Origin of the sequence: Nonomuraea sp. SYSU D8015 (genome assembly GCF_008065375.1) — a bacterium.
Lineage (GTDB): Bacteria > Actinomycetota > Actinomycetes > Streptosporangiales > Streptosporangiaceae > Nonomuraea.
Map to the genome: position 1 here is coordinate 627,730 of NZ_VJYI01000004.1, position 24,248 is coordinate 651,977.

The following is a 24,248-nucleotide window of genomic DNA, read 5'->3' on the forward strand; positions in this document are numbered from 1 at the left end:
CTCCAAATTCGCAAGGGAACCCGGCTGGGGGAGGGCCGGAGAGAGAACGGGGGACGACGAGCGGGAATCAGGCGAGGTCGTTGCGGGCCTCCAGGGGGCTGGTGCGGGCCAGGGCGACGGTGCCGGCGGCGGTCAGCGCGGCCGCGAGGACCGGGGCGATCCCGGTCGGCAGCGGCTCGCCGAGCAGCAGCGCGCCGAAGGCGACCGCGGTCAGCGGGTCGGCGATCTGCAGCGAGGCGAACGACACGCCGAAGTGCCCCACCGCGTAGGCCCGCTGCAGCATCACCAGCGCCAACAGCGCGGGCACCGGCAGCGCCAGCAGGTACCACCAGTTCCAGGCGCCGTCGACGAGCACCCGCACGAGCGTGGCTGTGGCGCCGTACAGGACGCCGGAGCTGGTGGCCAGCAGCGCCGCCCGGCCCGCCGGCGACACCGCGTTCGAGCCCGCCCACAGCAGCACCGCCGCGACGCCGGCCACGCCGAGGAGCGTGAGCACGCCGTCCGGGCTGAGGTACGTGGGCCCTTCGGACTCCGGGACGAGCAACACCAGGACGATCAGCCCGGCCGCCACCACCGCCGCCGCGGCCAGCTCCCGGCGGGAGGGCTTGCGCCCGTGCAGCGTGGCGGCGAGGGGGAGGGCGAACAGCAGGCTGGCCACGCCCATCGGCTGGACGATGGTCAGGGGGCCGAGCCCCAGCGCGACGATGTGCAGGCCGCCACCCGCCACGATGGAGGCGCCGCCGAGCAGCCAGCGCGGCTTCCGCAGCAGGGCGAGCAGCCCCGGCTTGGCCGAGCCCACGGCCTCGAACTGCTGCAGGGCGGCTCCGAGTGCGAAGAACAGCGAACCGACCAGCGCGATCGCCGCGGCCAGCACAGTCATACGCACTCCTTTCAGACGGATGGTTGCCAGGTTGTGTCAAACGGACGTGTCTGCAGGAAGACGTTCTGGAGAAGGCTGGGTGGCGCGACGCTTCCTGAGCCATCTCACGAGCTCCACGAGCCCGGTGATGGACACCGCGATGCCGAGCCCGAGCAGCAGGCCCTTGATCGGGTCGTTCTCGAACGCCATCCCGCCGAAGAACCCGATCAGCCCGGAGTAGAGGGCCCAGGAGACCGCGGCGATCGTGTCGAAGAACGTGAACGAGCGCAGCGGATGGCGCACCGCCCCCATCGTCAGCGTGGTCGCGGTCCGCCCTCCCGGGATGTACCTGGCCACGACCAAGACGAGCCCACCCCGCTCGGCCAGCGCGTCGCGCGCCCAGACGAACGCCTTCTTGTTCCTGAGCCGGCCTCCGGACTTGTTGCCGATCAGATAGGAGATGTGGTCGCCCGCGAACGCGCCGAGAGCCGCGACCACGATCACAAAGGCCAGGTTCGTCTCCCCTGACACGGCGAAGACCGCCGCCGTGATCACCGACGTCTCGGCCGGCACGATCGGGAAGAACCCGTCGAGCAGGGCAAGGGCGAACAGCGCCACGTATAACCAGGGTGACGACATGACCTGCTGGACCAGGTCGAGGATGGCGTGCGACATGAGCGTGAACTCCGATCTTCAGGGCACTCACACAGCCTCTCCGTGTGAGCGGGCCCGGGACATCGGGGATGCCCCGGGTCGAACGCGGACCCTTCCCCGAGAGGGGTCAGGGCTCGTACCCCACGAACGTAGAAACTCCGCAGGTCACGGCACATCGGACGATCGGCATGCTCCACCCCCGACTTTCGTCGGGGTCAGAGATTCGATCTCCGGGTGACACCATCGATCCAACCGGTTCCGCTAGCCCGGCACAGGAGTGGAGGTAGGCGCTTTGGGGGTGGAGCTAGCCCCACCCCGGCAGTCCATTCCGCTCTACCTGTCTTCACGCCTCAGCTGCTCCTCCAGGCGACGGCGCTCGCTCACCTGACTTTCGTCAGGGTCGCCTCCTGCCTTTGGTGGAGGGCCCGCCGCTGCGGCCGGCCGCTAACGTCGGTGCGTGAAGTATCTGCGCCTGCTGCGTAGGGAGAGCCGCCGACAGGTGGTCTACGACGTGCTGCTCTGGTTCAGCCTCGCCATCTTCATCACCGCCATGGGCCCCGATCCGGTCTTCAAGGATCCGGCCGCCTTCGGCATGGTGACCGTGCCCAGGATCGCGCTGGCCGCGGTGGCGGTGCTGGTCGGCCGCTGCTGGCCGCTGGCCGCCGTGGTGCTGCTGCTGCCGCTGGGGCCGTGGCGCTTCACCGAGGGGTTCGCCACCGTGGACCTGACCTGGCTGCTGCCCAGGCGCAACGTGAAGATCCTTCCGGTGCTCGCCACCTCGCCGTTCATCATGTGGTACGCCTACCTCACCGGCCGACGCCTGATCAGGATCTGGCCGGCGTCGGCTGCGTTCTGGGCGATCGCGGCGTTCGGCGTGGGCGCGGTGCTGGCCATGGGCGGCGATCTGGCGCTGTGGGTTTCCATGGTCAGCGGGCTGCTCGGCACCTACCTGGTGCCGTACCTCCTCGGCCTGCTGCGGCGCAGGCTGATCCAGCAGCGGCAGGAGGCCAGGCTGTCGGCCGAGGCGCAGGCACGGCTGCGCGAGCGGGCCAGGATCGCGCGGGACATGCACGACTCGCTGGGCCACGACCTGGCCCTGATCGCGGTACGGGCCGCCGGGCTGGAGCTGGCCCCCGGGCTCGATCCCACGCACGCCAAGGCGGCGGGGGAGCTGCGGCTGGCGGCCGCGGACGCCACGGAGCGGCTGCGCCAGATCATCGGACTGCTCCGTGAGGACTCCGACGCGGCGCCGTTGTCACCGGTGGACGAGGACGTGGCCGAGCTGGTGAGGCGGGCCAGGGACTCGGGCATGGCGATCACCTTCGACCTGGCCGGCGGACCGGCGCCCGGTCTGGCCGGCGCCGTGGTCCAGGAAGGGCTCACCAACGCCGCCAAGCACGCGCCCGGCGCGGCCGTACGGGTCTCCGTCACGCCGCACCGCGTGACCGTGCGCAACGGGCCGCCGCGCTCCCGCCCCACGTCGCGGACCGGCGGTCTGGGGCTGGCGGGCCTGCGCGAGCGCGTACGGCTGGCGGGCGGCACACTGGCCGCGGGCCCGGTCGGAAACGGCTTCGAGCTGATCGTCGATCTGCCCGGTGCGGAGGAGGAGGATCCCCGCTGACCGAGCGGTCAGACGTGGGCCACGTGCAGCCGGTGCAGCACCCGCTTGAAGGCGACGATCGAGAACGCGATCGCGCAACCGCTGATCACGGCCACCGCCGAGGTCCGCAGCACCATGTACCAGCCCAGCGAACCGGCCAGATATTCGTAGACGGCCAGGGCGATGCTCAACGTCGAGTTCATCAGCAGCACGAACGCCCACAGCAACGTGATCCGGGCGAAGAACCTGCGGATCCGCTCGTGCTTGAGCACCGCCGACGGCAGATGGATGTAGTCGAGCGTGAGCTTCTGCACGATCGGCTTGTTCAGCCGGACCGAGGCGAGGAAGGCCATGCTGATGCAGATCGTGCCCATCTCCGGCTGGATGAAGAACCACATCCACGTGCCCGTCCAGAACGACACCAGGGCGCGGATCGTGATCGCGAACGACGCCAGCCACATGGTCGCGGGCACCTTGACCCGCCTGACCAGGCGCCATGCCACACCGAGATAGACCCAGGCGACGGTCGCGACGAGCGCCCATTGGAATCCGAGGACGACCATGGCCAGATAGAAGACCGCCAATGGCGCGACGACGCTCTCGAGCAGCTTGGGTGCCGCCTGCCGGGCGAGCGCGGTAAGGCGTGGAAGGGTGACTGGGGGATGGTTCAAGGCTGCTCCGCAGATAGGCCGACGATCCAGCGACTACCCGGGCTTCGAGGGACCAGGCTTTCCAGATGGACCGCTCGCGCTAACCGCAGCGGCGGACCCCTTCGTCCCGGGAAGCACGCCGGTGGCCTACCGTACCCGAGCCGCAGGAGTGCGACTGCCTCTTTTGACACGTTCCATCTGTTCTCTACGAAATCAGCAGAGCCTTGAACCGAACTTTCAACCCAGTGAAGCCGTCGCCAACTTCGCGCCGAACCCGACGAAAACGGCGCCGACACAGGAGGTCAGACCGGCGCTCAGCTTCTTGTGGCGGCGGAACTGGTTGGCCAGGAAAGTGCCGCCGAAGATCAGCGCCGTCAGGTAGAGGACGCTGAAGACCTGGATCACCGCGCCGAGGATCAGGAACGACAGGGCCGGCATCGGGTACGCCGGGTCCACGAACTGGACGAAGAACGAAACGAAGAACAGGATCGCCTTCGGGTTCAGCAGGCTGATCACCAGGGCTTTGCGGAACGGACGCGGCTGGTGCTCCACGACGGGCGCGGGAGCGGTGTCGCCGGTCGCCCGGGCGCGCCAGGACCGCACGGCGCCCCTGATCATCTGGAAGCCGATCCACGCCAGGTAGCCGGCGCCGGCGTACTTGACGACCGTGAACAGCGCCGGGTTCGAGCGGAGCAGGGACGCGGCGCCGGCGGCGGCGAGGAACATCAGCACCGTGTCGCCGGCGAAGACGCCCGCCGCCGCCCGGTAGCCCTGGCGCACGCCGTGCTGGGCGGCGAAGCTCAGGACGTACAGGGAGTTCGGCCCGGGCAGGAGAATGATCAGGAAGGCCCCGATCACGTAGGCCCAGAAGTCGGTGATGCCGAAGAACATGGGCTATGTGTACCAGATGCCTCCCTTGATCCGCTGGTGGCCGAGGGTCCGGTACGTCGCGTCCACCAGGGCCTGACCGCGCGAGTTGATCCCCAGCCCCGTGCCCTGCTTGTTCATGGTGTAGCCGAAGGCCAGCCGGGCCGCCGGATCGCAGAACCCGACCGACCCGCCCATCCCCGCGTGCCCGAACGCGGTCGCCGACATCAGCGCGCCCTCGCTGTCGGCAGGCGGCAGGTGCCGGTTGTCCACGGCCTTCATGAACCCCAGGGAGAAGTGCGTCGGCACGGCCAGCACCGCGTCGCCGCCCGCCACCGCCGTGAGCGCCATGAGCGCCAGGTGCTCCCTGCTGACGAGGTCGCCGCCGCCCAGCGACAACGGGCGGTACATGCCCGCCAGGCCCCTGGCGTTCGTGATCCCGCCGACGGCGCCGAACTCCGCCGCGTGCGCCGCCCGGCTGTCCGACTCCCCGAGCGCCATGTAGCCGCCCTCGTGGGCCAGGAGCAGCGCGGGAAGCGAGGCCGGGTCGGTGAACGCCCGGACGTAGAACGTGGGAGGCACCTCGGGCGGATCGGCGGGGATCGTCGGCGCGATCCGGCTCTCCTGCTCCTCCGGCAGACCGAGCCAGAAGTCGAGCCCGAGGGGCTCGGCCACCTCCTCGCGGAAGAACACGCCGAGCGAGCGTCCGCTCACCCGCCGCACCACCTCCCCGACGAGGTAGCCGAAGGTCAGCGCGTGGTAGCCGTGCGCGGTCCCCGGCGCCCAGAACGGCTCCTCGCCCGCGAGCCGGTCGGCCATGAGCTTCCAGTCGTAGAAGGCGCCCGGCGGCAGCGGCTCGCGCAGCACGGGCAGCCCGGCCTGGTGGGCGAGCAGGTGCCGGACCAGCGTCGCGTCCTTGCCCCTGGCGCCGTATTCGGGCCAGTAGCGGGTGACCGGCGCGTCGAGGTCGAGCTCACCGCGCGAGGCCAGCATGTGGGCGCAGAGCGCGGTCGCGCCTTTGGTGCACGACCAGACGTGCCCGATGGTGTCACGCTGCCAGGGGACGCCGGGCGCCGCCTGGCCGCCCCACAGGTCGACGAGGACCTCACCGTCGACGATCACGCACACGGACGCGCCCACCTCGCCGCGGGAGGCGAGGTTGGCCTCGAACTCCTCCGCGACCTGTGAGAAGCCCGGATCACAGCTGCCTCGCACGGTCATTTCCCAAAGGGATCACGAAAGAGATGGCCTGTAAATGGCCGGTCAACCGATGACTTTCCGCTGTCATGCTGGTCAACCTGGCGAGCGGAGAGGAGCACGAAATGGATCTCGGAATCAGCCTCCCCACCTTCGGGCGGCAGGCGGACCCGGAGGCGATCGTCAGGGTCGCCCAGGCGGCGGAGCGGGCAGGGCTGGGGGCGGTGTGGGCGGGGGAGCGGCTCCTGCGGCCGGCCGAGGCGGCGCTCGCCGGCACCGACCAGACCATGGAACTGCCCGACACCAACGCCCTCGCCTACGACCCGCTGGAGACGCTGGCGTACGTCGCGGCCAAGACGAGCACGATCCGGCTCGGCACCAGTGTCCTGGGCACGCTGTTCCACAACCCGGTCGTGCTGGCCAAGCGGCTGGCGACGCTCGACCGGCTCAGCGGCGGGCGGGCCATGATCGGCCTGGGGCAGGGGTGGATGCAGCAGGAGTTCGACGCGGCGGGCGTCTCCGCCAAACGGCGCGGCGCGGGCTTCGAGGAACACCTCGCCGCCATGCGCGCCTGCTGGGGCCCCGACCCGGTACGGTTCGAGGGCCGCTTCTACTCCATCCCCGAATCGCAGATCGGCCCCAAGCCCACCGGGCTGACGCTGCTGGCGGGGGCGGGAGCGCCGGCCGCGATCGAGCGGGCGGCCCGGCTCGGGCTGGGGCTGACCGTGGTGGTGTTCGCCTGGGACGGGCTCAGGCAGGCCGCGGAGGCGTACGGCAAGGGCCAGGGGCCGCTGGTAGCCCACGTGAACGGGTCGATCACCGAGCGGCCGCTTGACGAGCGGATGCCGCTGACAGGTTCGGCCGAGCAGGTGGCGGAGGACCTGGCCAAGGCCAGGGCGCTGGGCGTGGACCACGTCTTCTGGAACCCGTTCGACGGCGACCCGGACGAGATGGTCGAGCGCATCCGGGAGCTCAATACCCATTGATCGCGGAATGCCCGCAACGGCGCTCTGTACCTGAACGCGCCGCATCCGCCCGCCCCGCCCCGGCCCGCAGTCGCCGGCAGCGGGGCGGGCGGTGGTGTGTCATCGCCGTGCTGCCGGTTTGACCGGCTCGGTCAAATTTGGGTCTTGTCCGCCGACAGGTCGCGCATCTACGCTCCCCTTGCCGGTTAGTAAAGTTTCCTAATGAACAGGGAGCGTTCTCCCATGCAACGATTCCTGCGCGTCGCCGCGCTGGCCGCGATCGTCGTCGCCTCCTTACAGGCCGTGCCTGCTCAGGCCGCCACCACGTACGAGGCCGAGGACGCCACGATCTCCCAGGGAGCGGCCGAGTCGAACCACGCCGGCTACAGCGGCACCGGCTTCGTCAACTACGCCAACGTCACCGGCTCGTACGTCGAGTTCGCCGTCGACGCCGCCACGGCCGGCCCCGCCACCCTCACCTTCAGGTACGCCAACGGCACCACCGCGAACCGCCCGATGGCCATCGCCGTGAACGGCGCCGCGACCACCAAGGACTTCCCGGGCACCGGCGCCTGGACCACGTGGCAGCAGACCTCGGTCACGACCACGCTCAACGCGGGCGCCAACACCGTCCGCGCGACCGCCACCACCGCGAACGGCGGCCCCAACCTCGACCGCCTCGTCGTCGGCGCCCCCTCGGCCGGCACCCCCGTCCAGGCCAACGGGCAGCTCAGGGTGTGCGGCGTCCGGCTCTGCAACGAGCACGGAAAGCAGATCCAGCTCCGCGGCATGAGCTCGCACGGCCTGCAGTGGTACTACCAGTGCCTGAACACCGCCTCACTGGACGCGCTGGCCAACGACTGGAAGGCCGACGTCCTGCGCATCTCCATGTACATCCAGGAAGACGGCTACGAGACCAATCCGCGCCTGTTCACCGACCGCGTCCACAACCTGATCGAGCAGGCCGCCGCCCGCGGCATGTACGCCATCGTCGACTGGCACATGCTCACCCCGGGCGACCCCAACTACAACCTGTCCCGCGCGAAGACGTTCTTCACCGAGATCGCGCAGCGGCACAACGCCAAGAAGAACCTCCTGTACGAGATCGCCAACGAGCCCAACGGCGTGTCCTGGTCCACGGTCAGGAACTACGCCCACGAGCTCATTCCGGTGATCAGGCAGCACGACCCCGACACCCCGATCCTCGTCGGCACCCGTGCCTGGTCGTCGCTGGGCGTCTCCGACGGCGCCACCGAGACCGAGGTGATCAACAACCCGGTCAACGCGACCAACATCATGTACACCTTCCACTTCTACGCCGCCTCCCATGGCAGCGAATACCTCAACGCGCTGTCCCGGGCGGCCGACCGGATCCCGATGTTCGTCACGGAGTTCGGCACCCAGACCGCCTCCGGCGACGGGTCCAACAACTTCACGCGGGCGCAGCAGTACCTCGACCTGATGGCGCAGAAGAAGATCAGCTGGGTCAACTGGAACTTCTCCGACGACTTCCGCTCGGGCGCCGTCTTCACGGAGGGCACCTGCCCGAGCGGCCCGTTCGCCGGCACCTCGCGGCTCAAGCCGGCGGGCGTCTGGGTCCGCGACCGCATCCGCACCCCTGACGACTTCTGACCCCTCGGCCGGCCAGGGCCCGACCACCCTGGCCGGCCGCTCATGGGAACACGCACGCCCCTGCCCCGGCCGCCCCCGTAGCCCGTGCGGTGCGCGCGTGCTAAGGCCGTTTTCGGCACCTTGTCGCGGCTGCCCTCTGCTTCTGCGTCCCCTGCCGTACTTCGGCTGAGGTCTTCTTGGGGAGTGGGGATTCGCGTGGCCAGTCGGCGCGATCGTCGGCCGTGGAGGCGTCGGCGGCTCCATAGGCGGCGGACCTTCGGCGGAGGGGCGGGGGCGGAAAACGGGGCCGTGGCGTGGTGATCCGGACGTCCGGAAAATTGGGCCTTTCCCGGCGATCCCCGCCTCTTCACTCTCAGTTCAGGCGCCCGTCAACACCCGAATCCCGAGCGCCTGAGGAGGACGAGGTGAAACGCCGATTAGTCATCCTGCTCGCAGCCCTCAGCCTGATCAGCCTGACCGGCATGACAGGAGCGGGGGCCGCCGCGGAGCCGCCGCCCAACAAGCTGTATCGCGTGGAAGGGCCGTCCAACGCCCAGCAGCGCAGCGCCGTCGCCGCGACCGGCGCCGCCATCGAGGAGGTGACCGCGCAGTCGGTCCTGGTCACGGCCACGGAAGCCGAGGTCGCCGCCATCAAGCGGCTCGGCTACCGGGTTGCGGAGGTCCCGCGCCCGACACCCCCGTCCGCCGACGCGTTTGACTTCCCGCCGGCGGACTCCGGCTACCACAACTACGCGGAGATGACCGCGAACATCAACGCCCTGGTCGCGGCCCATCCGAACATCGTCAGCCAGACGACCTACGGCACCTCGTACGAGGGCAGGGCGCTGCGCCTCATCAAGATCAGCGACAACGTGGGCACCGACGAGGCCGAGCCGGAAGTGCTGTTCACCGCGCACCAGCACGCCCGTGAGCACCTCACGGTCGAGATGGCGCTGTACATCATGCACCTGCTCGCCGACAACTACGGCACGGACGCCAGGATCACGAACCTGGTCAACACCCGGGAAATCTGGATCATGCCGGACATGAACCCGGACGGCGGCGAGTACGACATCGCCACCGGCAGCTACCGCTCCTGGCGCAAGAACCGGCAGCCCAATTCCGGCTCCTCGGCCGTCGGCACCGACATGAACCGGAACTGGGCCTACAACTGGGGCTGCTGCGGCGGCTCCTCGGGCTCGCCGTCCAGCGACACGTACCGCGGCGCGAGCGCGGAGTCGGCGCCCGAGGTCAGGGCGGCGGCCAACTGGGTACGCAGCCGCGTCGTCGGCGGCACCCAGCAGATCAAGGCGCACATCGACTGGCACACCTACAGCGAGCTGATCCTCTGGCCCTACGGCTACACGTTCGCCGACACGGCGCCCGGCCTGACGCAGGACGACCGGGACGCGCACGCCACGCTCGGCCAGAACATGGCCTCGACCAACGGCTACACGCCTGAGCAGTCCAGCGACCTCTACATCACCGACGGCACCATCAACGACTGGATGTGGGGCGTCTACAAGATCTTCAGCTTCACGTTCGAGATGTACCCGACCGGCTCCAACCCCGGCTTCTATCCGCCGGACGAGCAGATCGGCCCGCAGACCACCCGTAACCGGGAGGCCGTGCTCCGCTTCCTCGAGCACGCCGACTGCGTCTACCGGATCATCGGCAAGGAGGCCCAGTACTGCGGCACCGGCAACCCGCCGGTCACCGTCTACTCCGACACCTTCGAGACGGCCACGGGCTGGACCGTCAACCCGAACGGCACCGACACCGCCACCCTGGGCCAGTGGGAGCGCGGCGACCCCGAGGCCACCACGTCGTCGGGCGCCAAGCAGCTCGGCACGACGGTGAGCGGCACGAACGACCTGGTCACCGGCCGGTTGGCGGGCTCGTCGGCAGGCGCGTACGACATCGACGGCGGCATCACCTCGATCCAGTCACCGCCGATCACGCTCCCGTCCACGGGCGCGCTCAACCTGTCCCTGTCGTGGTACCTGGCGCACGGCTCGAACTCCTCCAGCGCCGACTACCTCAGGGTCCGCGTCGTGGGCGACACCACGTCCACGGTGCTCCAGCAGGCCGGCGCGGCCACCAACCGCAACGGCTCGTGGGCCACGGCCACGGCGAGCCTGAACGCGTTCGCGGGCCAGACGGTCCGCATCCTCGTCGACGCCGCCGACGCCTCCGGCGCCTCCCTGGTCGAGGCCGGCGTCGACGACGTCAGGATCACCCGGCAACCGTAGATCGCGCCGCATTCTCCGCCGTACGAGGGCCTGCCTCGTACGGCGGAGTCATGTTTTGGGTCTTGTAAGGACGGGGTGTCAAAGCTACGATCGCGACAACTCTTAGGAAAGTTTCCTAAAAGTAATCATCAACCGGACAAATCCTTACTGCCCCCGCAAAGGACACACCGACCGCGCGTAACTCCCCAGGGCCCCTACCTGCCACCAGTGGGCCCGACGCCGTACGGCTCGCGCCCTCACCCCCCGGCGCGAGCCGTACGGCCCCCGCCACCCCCCAAAGGAAGAACCCGTGAAACACCGCGCGATCCTCCTCGCCTTGGCGACCCTCGCGCTGAGCCTCATCTCCCCGCCGGCTCACGCCGCCGCGGCCACCGCGACCTTCGTCAAGGTCGCCGACTGGGGCTCCGGCTTCGAGGGCAAGGTCACCGTCACCAACGGCACGTCCACGGCCATGAACGGCTGGAACGTCCAGTTCGACGTCCCGGCCGGCTACTCGATCCCATCCGCGTGGGACGCGGTCATGTCGAGGAGCGGCCGGCACTACACGTTCACGAACCCGAGCTGGGCGCCGACGCTGGCCGCCGGGGCCAGCGTGAGCTTCGGCTTCAACGGCAGCCCCGGCAACTTCCCGGGCATCACCGGCTGCACGCTGAACGGGGCCTCCTGCGGCGGCGGTCAGCAGCCCGGCGTCCCGGGCAAGCCGGGCGCCGCCTCGGCCACCAGTACCGACACCTCCATCACGCTCACGTGGGGAGCGTCGACGGGCACCGTGACCGGCTACCGCGTCTACGAAGGCGCCGCCGTGAAGGCCACGGTCACCGGCATGAGCGCGACGATCTCCGGCCTCGGCGCGTGCACCACGCACACGTACACGGTCAAGGCGTACAACGCCCAAGGAGAGTCGGTCGCCGGCGACCCCGTGACCGCCACCACCAGCGGGTGCACGGGCGGCGGCGGGACGCTGCCCAAGCATTTCCTCACCGGCTACTGGCACAACTTCGTCAACGCCGCCGCCGAGCTCAAGCTGTCGGCCGTCCCCAACGAGTACGACCTGGTGGCGATCGCGTTCGGCGAGGCCACCGCGACCCCCGGCGAGGTGACGTTCGCACTCGACCCGGCGCTCGCCACGGCCGTCGGCGGCTACACCGACGCGCAGTTCAGGGCCGACGTCCAAGCCCTGCACCAGCGGGGCAAGAAGGTCATCCTCTCGGTGGGCGGCGAGGCCGGGCGCGTGCAGGTGGCCGACGCCGCAGCCGCGACCAGGTTCGCCGACTCCGTCTACGCGATCATGCGGAGCTACGGCTTCGACGGCGTGGACATCGACCTGGAGAACGGCCTCAACGCCACGTACATGGCCCAGGCGCTCAGGGCGCTGCGCGCCAAGGCCGGAGCCGACCTGATCATCACGATGGCCCCGCAGACCATCGACATGCAGTCGACCGGAATGGAGTACTTCAAGCTCGCCCTGTCGATCAAGGACATCCTCACCGTCGTCCACACCCAGTACTACAACTCCGGCCCCATGCTGGGCTGCGACCAGGCCTTCGCGTACGCCCAGGGCTCGGTGAACTTCATGACCGCGCTGGCCTGCATCCAGCTCGAGAACGGCCTGCGCCCCGACCAGGTGGCGCTGGGCCTGCCGGCCGGGCCCGGCGCGGCGGGCGGCGGCGTCGTCCAGCCCGCCCTCGTCAACCAGGCGCTCGACTGCCTGGCCAAGCGGACCAATTGCGGGACCTTCGTGCCGCCGCGCGCCTACCCGGACATCAGGGGCGCGATGACCTGGTCCATCAACTGGGACGCCAGCAACAACTGGTCGTTCTCCAAGACCGTCAAGCCGCACCTTCAGGGAATGCCATGAAATTTCGCAGCAAACTCACCGCATTACTCGCCGGCACGGTCCTCGCCCTCACCGGCGCCGGACTGACCGCCGGCGCCCCCGCCGCCCACGGGGCGGTCCAGCAGCTGGCCGCCGCCTGGGCCCCGTGGACCTCGTACGCCATCGGCGCGGTCGTCACCCACAACGGCGCCGACTACGTCTGCATCCAGGCCCACACCTCCCAGCCCGGCTGGGAGCCGCCGAACGTGCCCGCGCTCTGGAAGCCCTCGACCGGCGGTGGCGGTGACACCAGCGCGCCCTCGACGCCCGGCAACCTCCGCTCGACGGGCGTCACCTCCAGCAGCGTCTCGCTGGCCTGGAACGCCTCCACCGACAACGTGGGCGTGACCGGCTACAACGTCTACCGCGGCGGCACGCAGGTGGGCACCGCCACGGGCACCACGTACACCGACGGCGGCCTGAACCCCTCGACCAGCTACACCTACACCGTGCGCGCCCGCGACGCGGCCGGCAACGTGTCGGGCGCCAGCAACTCCGTGACCGCCACGACCACCTCGGGCCCGCCGCCCACCAACCCCGGCAAGATGGCCGGCGCGCCCTACCTCTACATGGGCTGGGGCAACCCGCCCAACCCGGGCACGGTCATGGACGCGACCGGCGTCAGGTCGTTCACGATGGCGTTCATCCTGTCCAGCGGGGGCTGCACCCCGGCCTGGGACGGCAACCGCCCGCTGACCGGCGGCGCCGACCAGCAGGCGATCAACACGATCAAGTCCAAGGGCGGCAGCGTCCAGATCTCCTTCGGCGGCTGGTCGGGCAACAAGCTCGGCCCCAACTGCTCCACGCCGCAGGCGTTCGCGAACGCGGTGCAGCAGGTCATCAACGCCGTCGGCCCCGCCGTCGTGGACTTCGACATCGAGAACACCGACGAGTTCGAGAACTACACCGTTCAGGACCGGATCCTGAACGGTCTCAAGATCGTCAAGCAGAACAACCCGAACGTCAAGGTCGTCGTCACCTTCGGCACCACGCGGACCGGCCCCAACGCCCACGGCATCCGGCTGATCAACCAGTCGAGGGCCCTCGGCGTGCCGATCGACAACTACACGATCATGCCGTTCGACTTCGGCAGCTCCAACATCTACCAGGACACCGTCAACGCCTCCGAGGGACTGAAGAACGCCCTCAAGAACGCGTTCGGCTGGACCGACGCGCAGGCGTACGCCCGCATGGGCATCTCCGGCATGAACGGCCTGTCCGACCAGCAGGAGCTCACCACCCCCGCCACCTGGACGCAGATCCGTGACTGGGCCAGGTCCAAGGGCCTGACCAGGCTCGCGTACTGGTCCGTCAACCGCGACCGCCCCTGCCCGGGCGGCGGCGTGGTGTCGAACTGCAGCGGCATCGCCCAGTCCGACTGGGAGTTCACCAGGATCACCGCCGGCTTCTGACCCGCGACCCCCTGGCCCGCCCCCCGCATCGGGGGGCGGGCCCTTGCGAAGGAGCTCCCATGAGATTCAGCGCACTGGCGGCCGTCCTCGCCCTCGGGGTCACCGCACTCCACGCCTCCCCGGCCGCGGCCGCGAACGTCCTGGCCAACCCCGGTTTCGAGAGCGGCCTCAGCGGATGGACGTGCAGCGCTCCGCATGGGTCCAGGGCGCCTACGTCTTCCTCGGCGCCACGGGCGGCGGCGTCGAGGCCGGCACGTGGGGCGCGCCCGGCGCCCAGTGGGCACAGCTCAGGACCTCCTTCACGACCGGCCCCTCGACCACCTCGGTGACGGTCCACGTCAACGGCTGGTACGGCCAGGGCGCGTACCTGGCCGACGACGTCGTGCTCGACGGGCCGGGCGGCACGCCGGACACCCACGCCCCGACCGTGCCGGGCAATGTCGCCCGTCGGCGGCGCCACCTCGTCCTCGCTCTCGGTGAGCTGGTCGGCCGCGACGGACGACGTCGGCGTGGCCCGTTACGAGGTCTCGCGTGACGGCGGAGCCCCGGTGGCCGTCACGGGGACGAGTCACCAGGCGACCGGCCTGGCCGCGGCCACCACGTACCGCTTCAAGGTCCGCGCCTGCGACGCCGCCGGCAACTGCTCCGCCTACAGCCCCGAGGCGAGCGGCGCCACGACCAGCGGGGGCGGGTCGCCGAAGCGGCTCATGGTGGGCTACCTGCACGCCTCGTTCGCCAACGGGTGCGGATATATCAGGATGAGCGAGGTCCCGAGCGAATGGGACATCATCAACCTCGCCTTCGGCGAGCCCACCTCGGTCACCTCGGGCGACATCCGGTTCCGCCAGTGCCCGGCCGCCGAGTGCCCGAACGTCGAGTCCGAGGCCGACTTCATCGCCGCCATCCGGGCCAAGCAGGCCCAGGGCAAGAAGGTGCTGATCTCGATCGGCGGCCAGAACGGCCAAGTCCAGCTCACGACCGCGGCGGCACGGGACACGTTCGTCCGGTCCGTCTCCGCGATCATCGACAAGTACGGCCTCGACGGTCTCGACATCGACTTCGAGGGCCACTCGCTCTATCTCAACCCGGCGACACCAGCCTGGCCGACCCCACCACCCCGGTCGTCGTCAACCTGATCTCGGCGCTGAGGACGCTCAAGAGCCGCTACGGCGCGCGGTTCACGCTGACCATGGCCCCGGAGACGTTCTTCGTCCAGCTCGGCTACCAGTTCTACGGCCCGGGCCCGAACGGCGCCGCCGACAACAGGAGCGCGTCCTACCTGCCGGTCATCCACGCCCTGCGGAACGACCTCACCCTGCTCCACGTCCAGGACTACAACTCCGGCCCGATCAAGGGCCTGGACGACCAGTACCACTTCATCGGAGGGCACGACTTCCACGTCGCCATGACCGACATGCTGCTGGCCGGCTTCCCGATCACGGGTGACCCGGCCAAGGTGTTCCCGCCGCTGCGGCAGGACCAGGTCGCCATCGGCCTGCCGGCCCCGCCGAACGCCGGCAACGGCTTCACGACCGTGGCCGAGGTGCAGAAGGCGTTCGACTGCCTGGCCAAGGGAGCCGGCTGCGGCGCCTACCGGCCCCGCGGCGTCTACCCGGGCCTGAAGGGGCTGATGGCCTGGCCGATCAACTGGGACAAGCACAACGGATACGAGTTCTCCAGGAGCCACCGCACCTATCTGGACGCCCTCACCTGACGAGCTGCGTCGGCTTGAGCGGCACGCCCAGGCCGGGCGGGCGGTAGGTGGGCAGGGCCTCGCCGTACTCGTGCATCCAGGCGTGGTCCACCAGCAGCCGCATCCGCCCGCCGGCGGGCGGGCCGTCCGGCTCGGCCGCCGGCGGGCGCCCGAGCATCCTGGACACCGCGTCGGCCACCAGCCGCGCGTCCGGCGGCGACAGGTCGCAGTGGTCGTCGGGCCCGATGAGCAGGTCCACGTCGGGCGGCAGCGGGTAGATCGGCCGCGGCAGGGCTAGCACGCGCGGCGGCGGCGCCATCGGCCAGCCGTCGCGCACCGCCTCCAGCAGCACCGACCGCGACGTGCGGCGCGCGAACAGGCCCTCGGCCAGCGCCCAGCTGAGCGCGCCCACGTCCGACCGGTCCTCCCCGCAGGCGTGCAGGCACAGGTACGGCACCAGCGGGATGCCGGCCCCGCCCGCCTGCGCCCAGCCGGTGCCGCACCCGGTGAGCACGAGCAGCGCCAGCATCGCCCGGTAGGCGGTGTCCGCGTGCGGCGTCTCCAGCCGCCCCGGCACGATCATGCACCGCCCGCCGGTCTTCTCCGCCGTCACGCCCAGCTCGCGGGCGATCTTCAGTGCGCGTGACGCGGGCACGCCGGTGCAGGCCTCCTGCCAGCCCGGCGTGTACGGCTCGGCGCGGTCGTCGTACCCGGCCGGCCAGACGCCCGGCAGACCGGGACGCGCGACGCCGTAGACCGCCAGCACGAGGTCGAACACGGTCGTCAGCACGTCGTCGCCGTCGCGCAGCACGGGCACGCCGCGCCGCAGCACCCCCGGCCCGTCGTCGAAGCGCGGCAACAGCACCTCGGCCGCCTCGCCGCCGTACACGCTGAGCCGCCGGCCCTCCGCCACGACCCCGCCCGGCACGAACGCCCCGTCTTTGGGCCGCAACCGCACCAGGAACGGCAGATCGGTGCGCTCCATCGCGTGCCCGTCGAACGGCGCCCTGTCCAGGAAGAACTCCTTGAGCAGCACGTGTCCCATGGCCATGGCCAGCGCCCCGTCCGTGCCGGGCCGCACGACCAGCGTCTCGTCCGACAGCCGCGTCGGGTGGGTGCCGATCGCGACCACCTTCTGCCCCTTGTACCGCCCGGCGATGACCCACGGCGTGTCGGCCGTGCGCACGAGCCGGTTGTTCTCTCCCCACAGCAGCACGTACGCCGCCCGCGCCCAGTCGTCGGCCCCCGGACCGGCGAACCGCGGCCCCAGCACCTGCTCCGGCGCGCAGGGATGCTCGGTCAGCACCGCGCCGCCGAGCCCGCCGACGAGCCCCGCCAGCGGCGAGGTGGCGAGCGCCGCCACCCGCTCGGGGCCGTGCTCCGCGGCCGTGTGCACGATCGCGGCCGCGGCCAGCTCGGCCGCGGTGCCGTCGTCGAGCGGGACCCGCCGCTCGCCTCTCATCCTGGTGTATTGCTGAGAGTTCCCTGTGAGTTTCGCCCAGGCCGCGACAGGGTCGCGCAGCCCATCCCTCACCTCGAAGTAGAGCCTGACCAGTGCCTGGTTGACCTGCGATCCCCCCATGCAAAAAGTTGAACACACACCGTGGTGCCGTATCGCGATACGTGTCGGCATGTCGGGGATTAGAATCGGAACCCCAGGTAGCGGCACTCAGATTGTTGCGGCAGGCTAGATCCCGCCATGGATTACGCAGTACTCACGGGGATAGTCCTCGTCGCCGGTGTCCTGATCGCCCTCGTCGCCCAATGGCGCGATTGGCGGCCACCTCTCCTCGTCGCCATCGCCGTGGGCGTGGTCGTACGGGTGCTCATCATGTACACCTCGGCGATCGACTCATGGCAGCCCGTCGACTTCGTGGAGAGCTTCAAGCCGGCCGGCGAGGCGGTGCTGCGGGGCGAGGACCCTGTGCTGGCCAGCGAGGGCGGCTGGCACTTCCTGCCGACCATCCCCTACGTGTACGGCATCCTGCTGTGGCTCGGCATCCCCTGGGAATACGCCGGGCGCCTGGTCACCGTGGTCGCCGACATCGCGCTGATCCCGCTGGTGGCCAAGCTGGCCGGCGGCCCCAGGGCGTCGCTGCGCGCCCTCCAGTACGCGCTCAACCCGCTGGCCCTGCTCATCGCCTCCGTCCACGGCCAGGTCGAGCCGGTCGCGCTCGTGTTCGGCGTGGCGGCGTTCGTGGTCGCCCGCGGTCCCGGCGCGCCCGAGCGTCCCGGCATGGTCACCGACGTGGTCGCAAAGGTACGCCGGGGCGTGGCCGCGTACGGCGTGCGGGCCTCGATCCCGCGGGTGATCGGCCGCGGCGGCATGCTCCACCGCGCCCTGCTGCCCGGCCCCGACGACCGGGCCCTCCTCAAGCGGGGCGCGCTGGCCGGGCTGCTCATGGGCCTGGCGCTGTGCGCCAAGAGCTGGCCGATCTGGCTGATCCCCGGCATGCTGCTCCTCCTGCCCAACCTGCGTTCGCGGGTCGCCGCCCTGTTCACCACCGGCCTGGTGCCGATCTTCTTCCTGGTCACGCTGCCGGTCTTCGCGGGCACGTCGCTCCAGCAGATCCCCCAGGTCATCCACACCATCCAGGACATCCGGCCCATCGTTGGCGAATACGGCTGGACGCCGTGGTTCACGGGCGGCGACTGGGCGCTGCGCCCCGACCTGGCCTCGTTCGGCACCAACCTGATCTACGCGTGCGTCATCGCGGTGATCCTCCTCTGGCGGCGGGCCGACCCGATCGACATGACCACGGCCATCCTGCTGGTCTTCATGGTGGTGACGCCCCGGCTGGGCGCTCAGTATCTGCTGTGGTTCATGCCGTTCCTGGTCGCCCGGCCCACCCGGTTCGCCTGGCCGGCGATCATCGCCGTCTCGCTCTGGTCCGGCTACGGCTATCTCTACATGACCCAGTTCGACGTCACCACGTGGTGGTACCTGCATCAGGACTGGTCGCGGGCCTCGATCGTGCTGCTGCCGATCCTGGCGCTGGCCATGCCGTGGGGCCGCCGCGTCGCGACGGCCCCGGGCCTGGTCCCCTCCCTGGAGCAGTCGGGGCGGGCGAAGGTCAGCTCAGCCGCATAGGCGCCTCCACAGGGTTACCCACTGGTCGGGGTGGACGTGGCCCACGACGGCGTCGCGGGCCACCCCCGCCGCCTCCAGCGCGGCGTCCACCCCCTGGTAGCGGGTCTTCAGCGAGGCCCGCACGGAGCCGCCTACGCCGGCGAACCCCAGCTCGACCAGCTCCTGGTAGGAGCGGCGGCCCCGGACGAGCGGCTCGGGCCGCCGCCGGATCAGCAGGATCGCCGAGTCGACCGCCGGCACGGGGCGGAAGCTCTCCCTGCCGATCGTCTCCCCGAGCCGCCAGCTGAACCACGGCCACGACTCCACGGTGACCAGGCTCCAGCGGCCGTAGTCGCCCGTGCGCTTGCGGGCGTACTCCCGCTGTGTGAGCAGCGTCGCCGCGGTCAGCCCCGGCGCCCGCAGGCACCAGTCCACGATCTTCGACGTGACCGAGTAGGGGATGTTGCCCACGACCGCGAACGGCTCACGCGGCGCCCGGGCGAGCGTGAAGTCGCCCCTGACCACGTCGATCCTGGGATCGTTGCGCGTGCGCGCGCTCAGCCTGCCGGCCAGCAGGGGATCGATCTCGTAGCCGACCACCCGCGCGCCGGCCTCGGCCAGCGCCAGTGTGAGCACGCCTTCCCCCGAGCCGGGCTCCAGCACGAGCCCTTCGGGAGCGGCGGCCTTGACCACGAGGTCGAGGGCATGCCTGTCGACCAGGAAATTCTGCGAGAGCGTGCGCCGCGCCCGATCCCGGGCCGTACGCCCGGTATTCCCTGCCTTCTGGGCCTTCTTCTGGGTGTGAGAGTAATTTCCGTGTGCGAAATGCTGCGCCACAGCACTGCCCTTCCGGGTCCTCGAGAGTGAACGGGTCTCGAAGGGCCCTGGGCACGCGTGCGGACGCGCGTCCTCAGTGCATCGCGTCCGCTAGCGGGCCAGAGCCCGGCTGCGGCGGATGCGAATGAAGACGGGGCAGCAGAACATGGATGCCATGCCGGTCACCGTAGGCGGCGGCCCGTCATCCGGGCAACGCAATTAAACGTGATGCGGGGGAGGCGCCCGGTTCGTCACCCTGGAACGCATGCAGGCAACGGTCACGGTCACCCCGGCGCAGCTCCCCGAGTTGCTGCTGCACGTCGCCGTGGTCAGGCCCGTGTTCCTGTGGGGCGCCCCCGGCATCGGCAAGAGCTCGCTGGTCCGCGAGTTCGCCGACTCCCTCGGCCTGGAGTGCGTGACGCTGCTCGGCACCCAGCTCGCCCCCGAAGACCTGATCGGCGTGCCGGAGCTGGTCGACGGGCGCAGCCGGTTCGCCCCGCCCGAGTCGATCGCCCGCGCGGAGCCGTACTGCCTGTTCCTCGACGAGCTCAACGCCTCCTCGCCGGAGGTGCAGAAGGCGTTCTACTCGCTGATCCTCGACCGCAGGATCGGCACGTACGAGCTGCCCGCCGGCTCGGTCGTCATCGGCGCGGGCAACCGCGCGACCGACAACGCCCTCGCCCGCCCGATGGCCTCCGCGCTGATCAACCGGCTGGTCCACGTCCACCTGCGGGCCTCGGCCGACGACTGGCTGAAGTGGGCGGCCGCCAACGGCATCCACCCGTGGGTCGTGACTACCTCGTGCAGCGGCCCGACCACCTGTGGAGCCCGCCGCCGAAGACCGAGGAGCCGTTCTCCTCGCCCCGGGCCTGGCGCATGCTCTCCGACGTGCTCCTCTCCTACGGTGACGACGTGCCCGACGAGACGATCGCCATGCTGGCGTTCGGCACGCTCACCGCCACGCACGCCTCGGCCTTCCGCGCGTACGTCAAGACCGTGCGGCACGCCTACGACCTGGAGGCCGTGCTGAAGGGCGAGGCCCCCTGGCCCCGCCGGCCCGAGGAGCGCGACCTGCTCTACTTCCTGGCCGAGGCGTTCCGCGCCCGCCTGATCAAGGAGCTCCCCGCGGACAAGCGCGGATCCTCCGCCCGGGGCCGCGACCTGGGCTTCCGTGCCAAGACGCTGCTGGTCGAGCTGGCCGAGATCTCCCTCGAGTGCGCCCAGCTGGTGATAGCCAACGACGCCGACGGCGCCCCCGCGCTGCCCACGTGGTTCCTGGTCGAGGTCGGCAGGGACGTGCCGCGGCTGATGGCGGTCCGGTCATGAGCCGCGCCAAGGCCAAGGTGGACCCGTGGCGGGCCGAGCTCATGAAGGCCTGGCACGCCACGGCGACCCATCCGCTGTTCCGCGTCTACCGCTCCTTCCTGGAGGAGGCCGACGACGGCGAGCTGGCGAACGACACCTGGGCGATCGTCACCGACGACGGCGACGTGCGTTACCACCCCAAACGCCGCGCCCCGGCCGAGGAGTGGATGTGGGTCTTCGCCCACCTCCTGCTCCACCTCGGGTTCGGCCACGCCGACCCGCGGGTCTGCGCGCCGAAGGACGTCGACGGCGACCTCCCGCACCCGGCCTACCACGCCGCCTGCTGCCTGGTCGTGGAGCGGTTCCTGCGCACGCTGAAGATCGGGCGCTGTCCCTGGCCGCCGCTCCCCGCCGAGTTGCCGGACAACGACGAGGTGACGCTGTCCGCGCAGTGGCGCAGGCTGGCGGTCCCGGCGCAGTTCGAGCCGCCGGGTGAGCCCGACTTCCGCCTCGATCGCCGCGGTCAGCGCCGAGGCGGGGGAGATCTACGTCAACCCGCTCGCCCAGCACTCCGAGCTCGAATGGCGTTTCGTGCTGGCCCACGAGATGCTGCACGCCGCGCTCCGCCACGGCGAGCGGTGCGGCATGCGCGACCCGTACCTGTGGAACGTCGCCTGCGCAAGCTCGCCACCCTGCGCGGGCGCGGGCTCGGCGACGTGCTCGACCACCCGCCGCTGCCCTGGGACGCCCAGCTGGCCCGCTGGTTCGACGAGCACTTCCAGCCCGAGGAGAAGCGCCGCTCCTACGCCCGCGCCTCGCGCCGGCAGGCGTCGAGTCCCGGGATACCGCGCCCCGGCTGGGTGCGCCCCGAGGAGGTCGTGCGCAAGGCCACGTTCGGGGTCGTTCTCGACACCTCGGGCTCCATGGACGTGAAGCTGCTCGGCAAGGCGCTCGGCGCCATCGCCTCCTACGCCACCGCCCGCGACGTGCCCCGCGCCCGCGTGGTGTTCTGGGACGCCGCCGCCTACGACGCCGGCTATCTGCCGGTCGAGGAGATCGCCGGCAAGGTCAGGGTGCGCGGGCGCGGCGGCACGGTCCTCCAGCCGGGTGTCCGGCTGCTCGAGCAGGCCGGCGACTTCCCACCGGACGGGCCCATCCTGGTGATCACCGACGGTGAGTGCGAGGTGCTGCGCGTCCGCAGGGAGCACGCGTTCCTGGTGCCGCAGGGCGCGTCGCTGCCGTTCAGGCCGCGCGGCCCGGTGTTCTTCGTGAAGTGAGCGCTTTGATCCTGCTTTGAGGTGGCTGGGGTAATCCTTGCACCATGGATCGACCGGCCAGGGTGCTCGTCGTGGACGACGAGCCGAACATCCGCGCCCTGCTGTCCCAGACGCTGCGCCTGGTCTCGTACGAGGTCAGGACGGCGGCGACGGGCGCGGAGGCGGTGGCGGCCGCCAGGGAGTTCGCCCCCGACATCGTGGTGCTCGACGTGATGCTGGAGGACTTCGACGGGTTCGAGGTCGCCAGGAGGCTCGGCGAGCGCGTGCCCGTGCTGTTCCTGACCGCCCGCGACCAGGTCGAGGACCGCGTGCGGGGCCTCACGCTGGGCGCCGACGACTACGTGGCCAAGCCGTTCAGCCTGGAGGAGGTGGTGCTGCGCATCCGCGCCATCCTGCGACGCAGCCGCTCCCTGCCGCCGGACGACGTGCTGCGCTACGCCGACCTGGAGCTCGACCCGCAGGCACACGAGGTGCGCCGGGCCGGGGTGCCGGTCGAGCTGTCGCCCACCGAGTTCAACCTGCTCGAATACCTGCTGACCAACGCGGGCCGGGTGGTGAGCAAGGCGCAGATCCTCGACAGCGTCTGGCGCTACGACTTCGACGGCGACTCCAGCATCGTCGAGTCGTACGTCTACTACCTGCGCAAGAAGATCGACAAATGGGAGCCGCAGCTCATCCACACCGTGCGCGGCGTCGGCTACACCCTGAGGACCCCGCGATGAGGGGGCCCGCCACCTGGACCCTGCGCACCCGGCTGGTCATGGCCATCCTCGGGCTCACCACGGTCGCCCTCGTGCTCTCCAACGTCGTCGGGATCGCGTTGCTGCGCGACAACATGATGAAACGCGTGGACGCCCAGCTCAGCACCTCCAGCAAGATCGCCGATCTGAAGGACCTCAAGAAGGTGACCGCCCGGCCGGTCGCGACCCTGGACCTGGAGAATCCGCTCGCCAAGCGCATCGCCGCCATCGAGCAGCTCAGGGTCTACGACCCCGACGGCACGCTCGTGTTCCAGGCCCCCGCCGTCAAGAGCCAGCCCGGCCCCGTCATCGACGAGCTGAAGATCGGCGAGCCGTACACCGTGCCCGGCACCGCGGGGCCGTCCTGGCGCGTCCGCGCCGTCGAGCTGTCGGCCGGCGGCGTCCTGGTGGTCGCGCAGTCGCTCGGCGAACTCGAACAGACCCAGACCTCGGCCGTCGCCATCGCGGTCGCGGTGAGCGCGTTCGTGCTGCTCCTGCTCGGCCTGGCCGCCGCCGCCGTGGTACGCCTCGGTCTGCGCCCCCTGACCAGGATGGAAGCCACGGCCGGCAAGATCACCCGCGGTGACTTCTCCCGCCGCGTCCCCGTCCACGACCCGCACACCGAGCCCGGCCGCCTGGCCCGCGCCATGAACGTCATGCTCGACCGCCTGGAGTCCGAGATCGCCGCCAGGACCGACTCCGAGGCCCGCATGCGCCGGTTCCTCGCCGACGCCTCCCACGAGCTGCGCACGCCGCTCACCTCCGTGCGCGGCTTCGCCGAGCTGCACCGCAGGGGCGGCGGCGACGCCGACGAGGCGATGCGCAGGATCGAGGACGAGGCGGCCAGGATGGGCGTGCTGGTCAACGACCTGCTCACGCTGGCCCAGCTCGACGAGGAACGCCCCCTCGACCGGCGTCCCGTCGACCTGCTCGAAGTCGCCGCCGACACGATCCGCGACGCCCGCGTACGCGTACCGGACCGGCAGGTCAGGCTGACCGGCCTGAACGGTTCGCTCGCGCCCGTCTCGATCCTGGGCGACGAGGCCCGCCTGCGCCAGGTGGCCGCCAACCTCGTCGGCAACGCGCTCTGCCACACGCCGCCCGACGCCGCCATCACGGTCCAGGTCGGCAGGACGGGCGGGATGGCCGTGCTGGAGGTGTCGGACACCGGGCCCGGCATCCCGCCCCAGCACGTGCCGCACCTGTTCGACCGCCTCTACCGGGTCGGCCAGGGCAGGTCGAGGGCCGACGGCGGCGCCGGGCTGGGCCTGTCCATCGTCGCCGCCATCGTCCGCGCCCACGGCGGCCGCGTCGACCTGGACACCGCCCCGGGCGAGGGCGCCACCTTCCGCGTACTCCTACCTGACTCCGAGGCGGCTCCCAGCCCGCATTGAACAGCGCTCG

The 24,248-nt window shown here is 70.7% G+C and carries 21 protein-coding genes and 1 pseudogene; 15 read left to right on the forward strand and 7 right to left on the reverse strand.

All coding sequences use genetic code 11. The annotated features are described in order from the left end of the window. Positions 1 to 67 precede the first annotated feature (67 nt). Both ID574_RS22235 and ID574_RS22240 read right to left on the reverse strand, forming a co-directional pair. The gene (locus ID574_RS22235; protein WP_223166947.1) at positions 68 to 880 is read right to left on the reverse strand and encodes a DMT family transporter; all 813 of its coding nucleotides are present in this window, start codon (positions 878 to 880) and stop codon (positions 68 to 70) included. A gap of 36 nt (positions 881 to 916) precedes the next feature. Next, complete coding sequence (locus ID574_RS22240; RefSeq protein ID WP_188190836.1) at positions 917 to 1,534, reverse strand: DedA family protein; 618 nt, start codon at positions 1,532 to 1,534, stop codon at positions 917 to 919. 436 nt (positions 1,535 to 1,970) lie between these two features. Here ID574_RS22240 and ID574_RS22245 point away from each other — a divergent pair, with 436 nt between their 5' ends. After that, the gene (locus ID574_RS22245; RefSeq protein WP_223166948.1) at positions 1,971 to 3,134 is read left to right on the forward strand and encodes a sensor histidine kinase; all 1,164 of its coding nucleotides are present in this window, start codon (positions 1,971 to 1,973) and stop codon (positions 3,132 to 3,134) included. 8 nt (positions 3,135 to 3,142) lie between these two features. On the opposite strand, the gene ID574_RS22250 is transcribed toward ID574_RS22245, so the two are convergent. From ID574_RS22250 to ID574_RS22260, 3 genes are all read right to left on the reverse strand, one after another. Continuing rightward, positions 3,143 to 3,784, reverse strand: coding sequence for a VC0807 family protein (locus ID574_RS22250; RefSeq protein WP_188190837.1), 642 nt, complete (start codon positions 3,782 to 3,784; stop codon positions 3,143 to 3,145). Positions 3,785 to 4,000: 216 nt separating this feature from the next. Next, positions 4,001 to 4,654, reverse strand: coding sequence for a leucine efflux protein LeuE (gene leuE, locus ID574_RS22255; RefSeq protein ID WP_188190838.1), 654 nt, complete (start codon positions 4,652 to 4,654; stop codon positions 4,001 to 4,003). A gap of 3 nt (positions 4,655 to 4,657) precedes the next feature. Beyond that, positions 4,658 to 5,851, reverse strand: a complete 1,194-nt coding sequence (locus ID574_RS22260) for a serine hydrolase domain-containing protein (protein ID WP_188190839.1) — start codon at positions 5,849 to 5,851, stop codon at positions 4,658 to 4,660. Between the two features lie 101 nt (positions 5,852 to 5,952). Between ID574_RS22260 and ID574_RS22265 the strand changes: the two genes are divergently transcribed. The 8 genes from ID574_RS22265 to ID574_RS59965 all read left to right on the forward strand — a co-directional run bounded on the left by ID574_RS22265 (position 5,953) and on the right by ID574_RS59965 (position 15,657). After that, complete coding sequence (locus ID574_RS22265; RefSeq protein WP_188190840.1) at positions 5,953 to 6,813, forward strand: TIGR03619 family F420-dependent LLM class oxidoreductase; 861 nt, start codon at positions 5,953 to 5,955, stop codon at positions 6,811 to 6,813. 222 nt (positions 6,814 to 7,035) lie between these two features. Then, complete coding sequence (locus ID574_RS22270; RefSeq protein ID WP_188190841.1) at positions 7,036 to 8,424, forward strand: cellulase family glycosylhydrolase; 1,389 nt, start codon at positions 7,036 to 7,038, stop codon at positions 8,422 to 8,424. Between the two features lie 404 nt (positions 8,425 to 8,828). Continuing rightward, complete coding sequence (locus tag ID574_RS22275) at positions 8,829 to 10,655, forward strand: M14 family metallopeptidase (RefSeq protein WP_223166949.1); 1,827 nt, start codon at positions 8,829 to 8,831, stop codon at positions 10,653 to 10,655. Positions 10,656 to 10,944: 289 nt separating this feature from the next. Further along, the gene (locus ID574_RS22280; RefSeq protein ID WP_188190842.1) at positions 10,945 to 12,513 is read left to right on the forward strand and encodes a chitinase; all 1,569 of its coding nucleotides are present in this window, start codon (positions 10,945 to 10,947) and stop codon (positions 12,511 to 12,513) included. Next, a complete protein-coding gene (locus tag ID574_RS22285; protein WP_188190843.1) occupies positions 12,510 to 13,943 on the forward strand; it encodes a carbohydrate-binding protein in 1,434 nt (477 codons plus the stop codon). Before ID574_RS22280 ends, ID574_RS22285 begins: the two co-directional genes overlap by 4 nt. 175 nt (positions 13,944 to 14,118) lie before the next feature. Next, the gene (locus ID574_RS22290; protein ID WP_188190844.1) at positions 14,119 to 14,478 is read left to right on the forward strand and encodes a hypothetical protein; all 360 of its coding nucleotides are present in this window, start codon (positions 14,119 to 14,121) and stop codon (positions 14,476 to 14,478) included. Further along, positions 14,420 to 15,079 (forward strand): glycosyl hydrolase family 18 protein, encoded by a 660-nt coding sequence (locus ID574_RS59960; protein ID WP_223166950.1) that lies wholly within the window; start codon positions 14,420 to 14,422, stop codon positions 15,077 to 15,079. Before ID574_RS22290 ends, ID574_RS59960 begins: the two co-directional genes overlap by 59 nt. Before the next feature lie 53 nt (positions 15,080 to 15,132). Continuing rightward, complete coding sequence (locus ID574_RS59965; RefSeq protein ID WP_223166951.1) at positions 15,133 to 15,657, forward strand: glycoside hydrolase family 18 protein; 525 nt, start codon at positions 15,133 to 15,135, stop codon at positions 15,655 to 15,657. Here the strand turns inward: ID574_RS59965 and ID574_RS22300 are convergent. Beyond that, complete coding sequence (locus tag ID574_RS22300) at positions 15,650 to 17,218, reverse strand: molybdopterin-dependent oxidoreductase (protein ID WP_188190845.1); 1,569 nt, start codon at positions 17,216 to 17,218, stop codon at positions 15,650 to 15,652. The genes ID574_RS59965 and ID574_RS22300 overlap by 8 nt on opposite strands. Before the next feature lie 117 nt (positions 17,219 to 17,335). On the opposite strand from ID574_RS22300, the gene ID574_RS22305 reads away from it, so the two are divergent. Then, entirely contained in the window at positions 17,336 to 18,727 is a 1,392-nt protein-coding gene (locus ID574_RS22305; protein ID WP_188190846.1) for a hypothetical protein, read from the forward strand. On the opposite strand, the gene erm is transcribed toward ID574_RS22305, so the two are convergent. Then, on the reverse strand, positions 18,716 to 19,543 hold the full coding sequence (gene erm / locus ID574_RS22310; RefSeq protein ID WP_188190847.1) for an ErmE/ErmH/ErmO/ErmR family 23S rRNA (adenine(2058)-N(6))-methyltransferase: 828 nt from the start codon (positions 19,541 to 19,543) through the stop codon (positions 18,716 to 18,718). The two genes, ID574_RS22305 and erm, sit on opposite strands and share 12 nt — an antisense overlap. 244 nt (positions 19,544 to 19,787) lie before the next feature. On the opposite strand from erm, the pseudogene ID574_RS22315 reads away from it, so the two are divergent. The 5 genes and pseudogenes from ID574_RS22315 (at position 19,788) to ID574_RS22330 (ending at position 24,238) form a co-directional block, all read left to right on the forward strand. Further along, positions 19,788 to 20,848 (forward strand): annotated as a pseudogene (locus ID574_RS22315) (AAA family ATPase). Between the two features lie 471 nt (positions 20,849 to 21,319). Then, the gene (locus ID574_RS59970) at positions 21,320 to 21,760 is read left to right on the forward strand and encodes a DUF2201 family putative metallopeptidase (RefSeq protein ID WP_223166952.1); all 441 of its coding nucleotides are present in this window, start codon (positions 21,320 to 21,322) and stop codon (positions 21,758 to 21,760) included. Next, a complete protein-coding gene (locus tag ID574_RS59975) occupies positions 21,751 to 22,104 on the forward strand; it encodes a hypothetical protein (RefSeq protein WP_223166953.1) in 354 nt (117 codons plus the stop codon). The genes ID574_RS59970 and ID574_RS59975 overlap by 10 nt, the downstream gene beginning before the upstream one ends. A gap of 44 nt (positions 22,105 to 22,148) precedes the next feature. Beyond that, positions 22,149 to 22,826, forward strand: a complete 678-nt coding sequence (locus ID574_RS22325) for a response regulator transcription factor (RefSeq protein ID WP_188190848.1) — start codon at positions 22,149 to 22,151, stop codon at positions 22,824 to 22,826. After that, a complete protein-coding gene (locus ID574_RS22330; protein ID WP_223166954.1) occupies positions 22,823 to 24,238 on the forward strand; it encodes a sensor histidine kinase in 1,416 nt (471 codons plus the stop codon). Before ID574_RS22325 ends, ID574_RS22330 begins: the two co-directional genes overlap by 4 nt. Positions 24,239 to 24,248: the final 10 nt, after the last annotated feature.

Excerpts from the sequence above, each read along its gene's own strand:
- ID574_RS22260 (WP_188190839.1), bottom strand. The coding sequence starts at position 5,851 with ATGACCGTGCGAGGCAGCTGTGATCCGGGCTTCTCACAGGTCGCGGAG.
- ID574_RS22235 (WP_223166947.1), bottom strand. The coding sequence starts at position 880 with ATGACTGTGCTGGCCGCGGCGATCGCGCTGGTCGGTTCGCTGTTCTTC.
- ID574_RS59975 (WP_223166953.1), top strand. The coding sequence starts at position 21,751 with ATGGACGTGAAGCTGCTCGGCAAGGCGCTCGGCGCCATCGCCTCCTAC.
- ID574_RS22305 (WP_188190846.1), top strand. The coding sequence starts at position 17,336 with ATGGATTACGCAGTACTCACGGGGATAGTCCTCGTCGCCGGTGTCCTG.
- ID574_RS22325 (WP_188190848.1), top strand. The coding sequence starts at position 22,149 with ATGGATCGACCGGCCAGGGTGCTCGTCGTGGACGACGAGCCGAACATC.
- ID574_RS22300 (WP_188190845.1), bottom strand. The coding sequence starts at position 17,218 with ATGGGGGGATCGCAGGTCAACCAGGCACTGGTCAGGCTCTACTTCGAG.
- ID574_RS22285 (WP_188190843.1), top strand. The coding sequence starts at position 12,510 with ATGAAATTTCGCAGCAAACTCACCGCATTACTCGCCGGCACGGTCCTC.
- ID574_RS22290 (WP_188190844.1), top strand. The coding sequence starts at position 14,119 with ATGGACGTGCAGCGCTCCGCATGGGTCCAGGGCGCCTACGTCTTCCTC.
- ID574_RS59965 (WP_223166951.1), top strand. The coding sequence starts at position 15,133 with ATGGCCCCGGAGACGTTCTTCGTCCAGCTCGGCTACCAGTTCTACGGC.
- ID574_RS22270 (WP_188190841.1), top strand. The coding sequence starts at position 7,036 with ATGCAACGATTCCTGCGCGTCGCCGCGCTGGCCGCGATCGTCGTCGCC.
- ID574_RS22265 (WP_188190840.1), top strand. The coding sequence starts at position 5,953 with ATGGATCTCGGAATCAGCCTCCCCACCTTCGGGCGGCAGGCGGACCCG.
- ID574_RS22330 (WP_223166954.1), top strand. The coding sequence starts at position 22,823 with ATGAGGGGGCCCGCCACCTGGACCCTGCGCACCCGGCTGGTCATGGCC.
- leuE (WP_188190838.1), bottom strand. The coding sequence starts at position 4,654 with ATGTTCTTCGGCATCACCGACTTCTGGGCCTACGTGATCGGGGCCTTC.
- ID574_RS22240 (WP_188190836.1), bottom strand. The coding sequence starts at position 1,534 with ATGTCGCACGCCATCCTCGACCTGGTCCAGCAGGTCATGTCGTCACCC.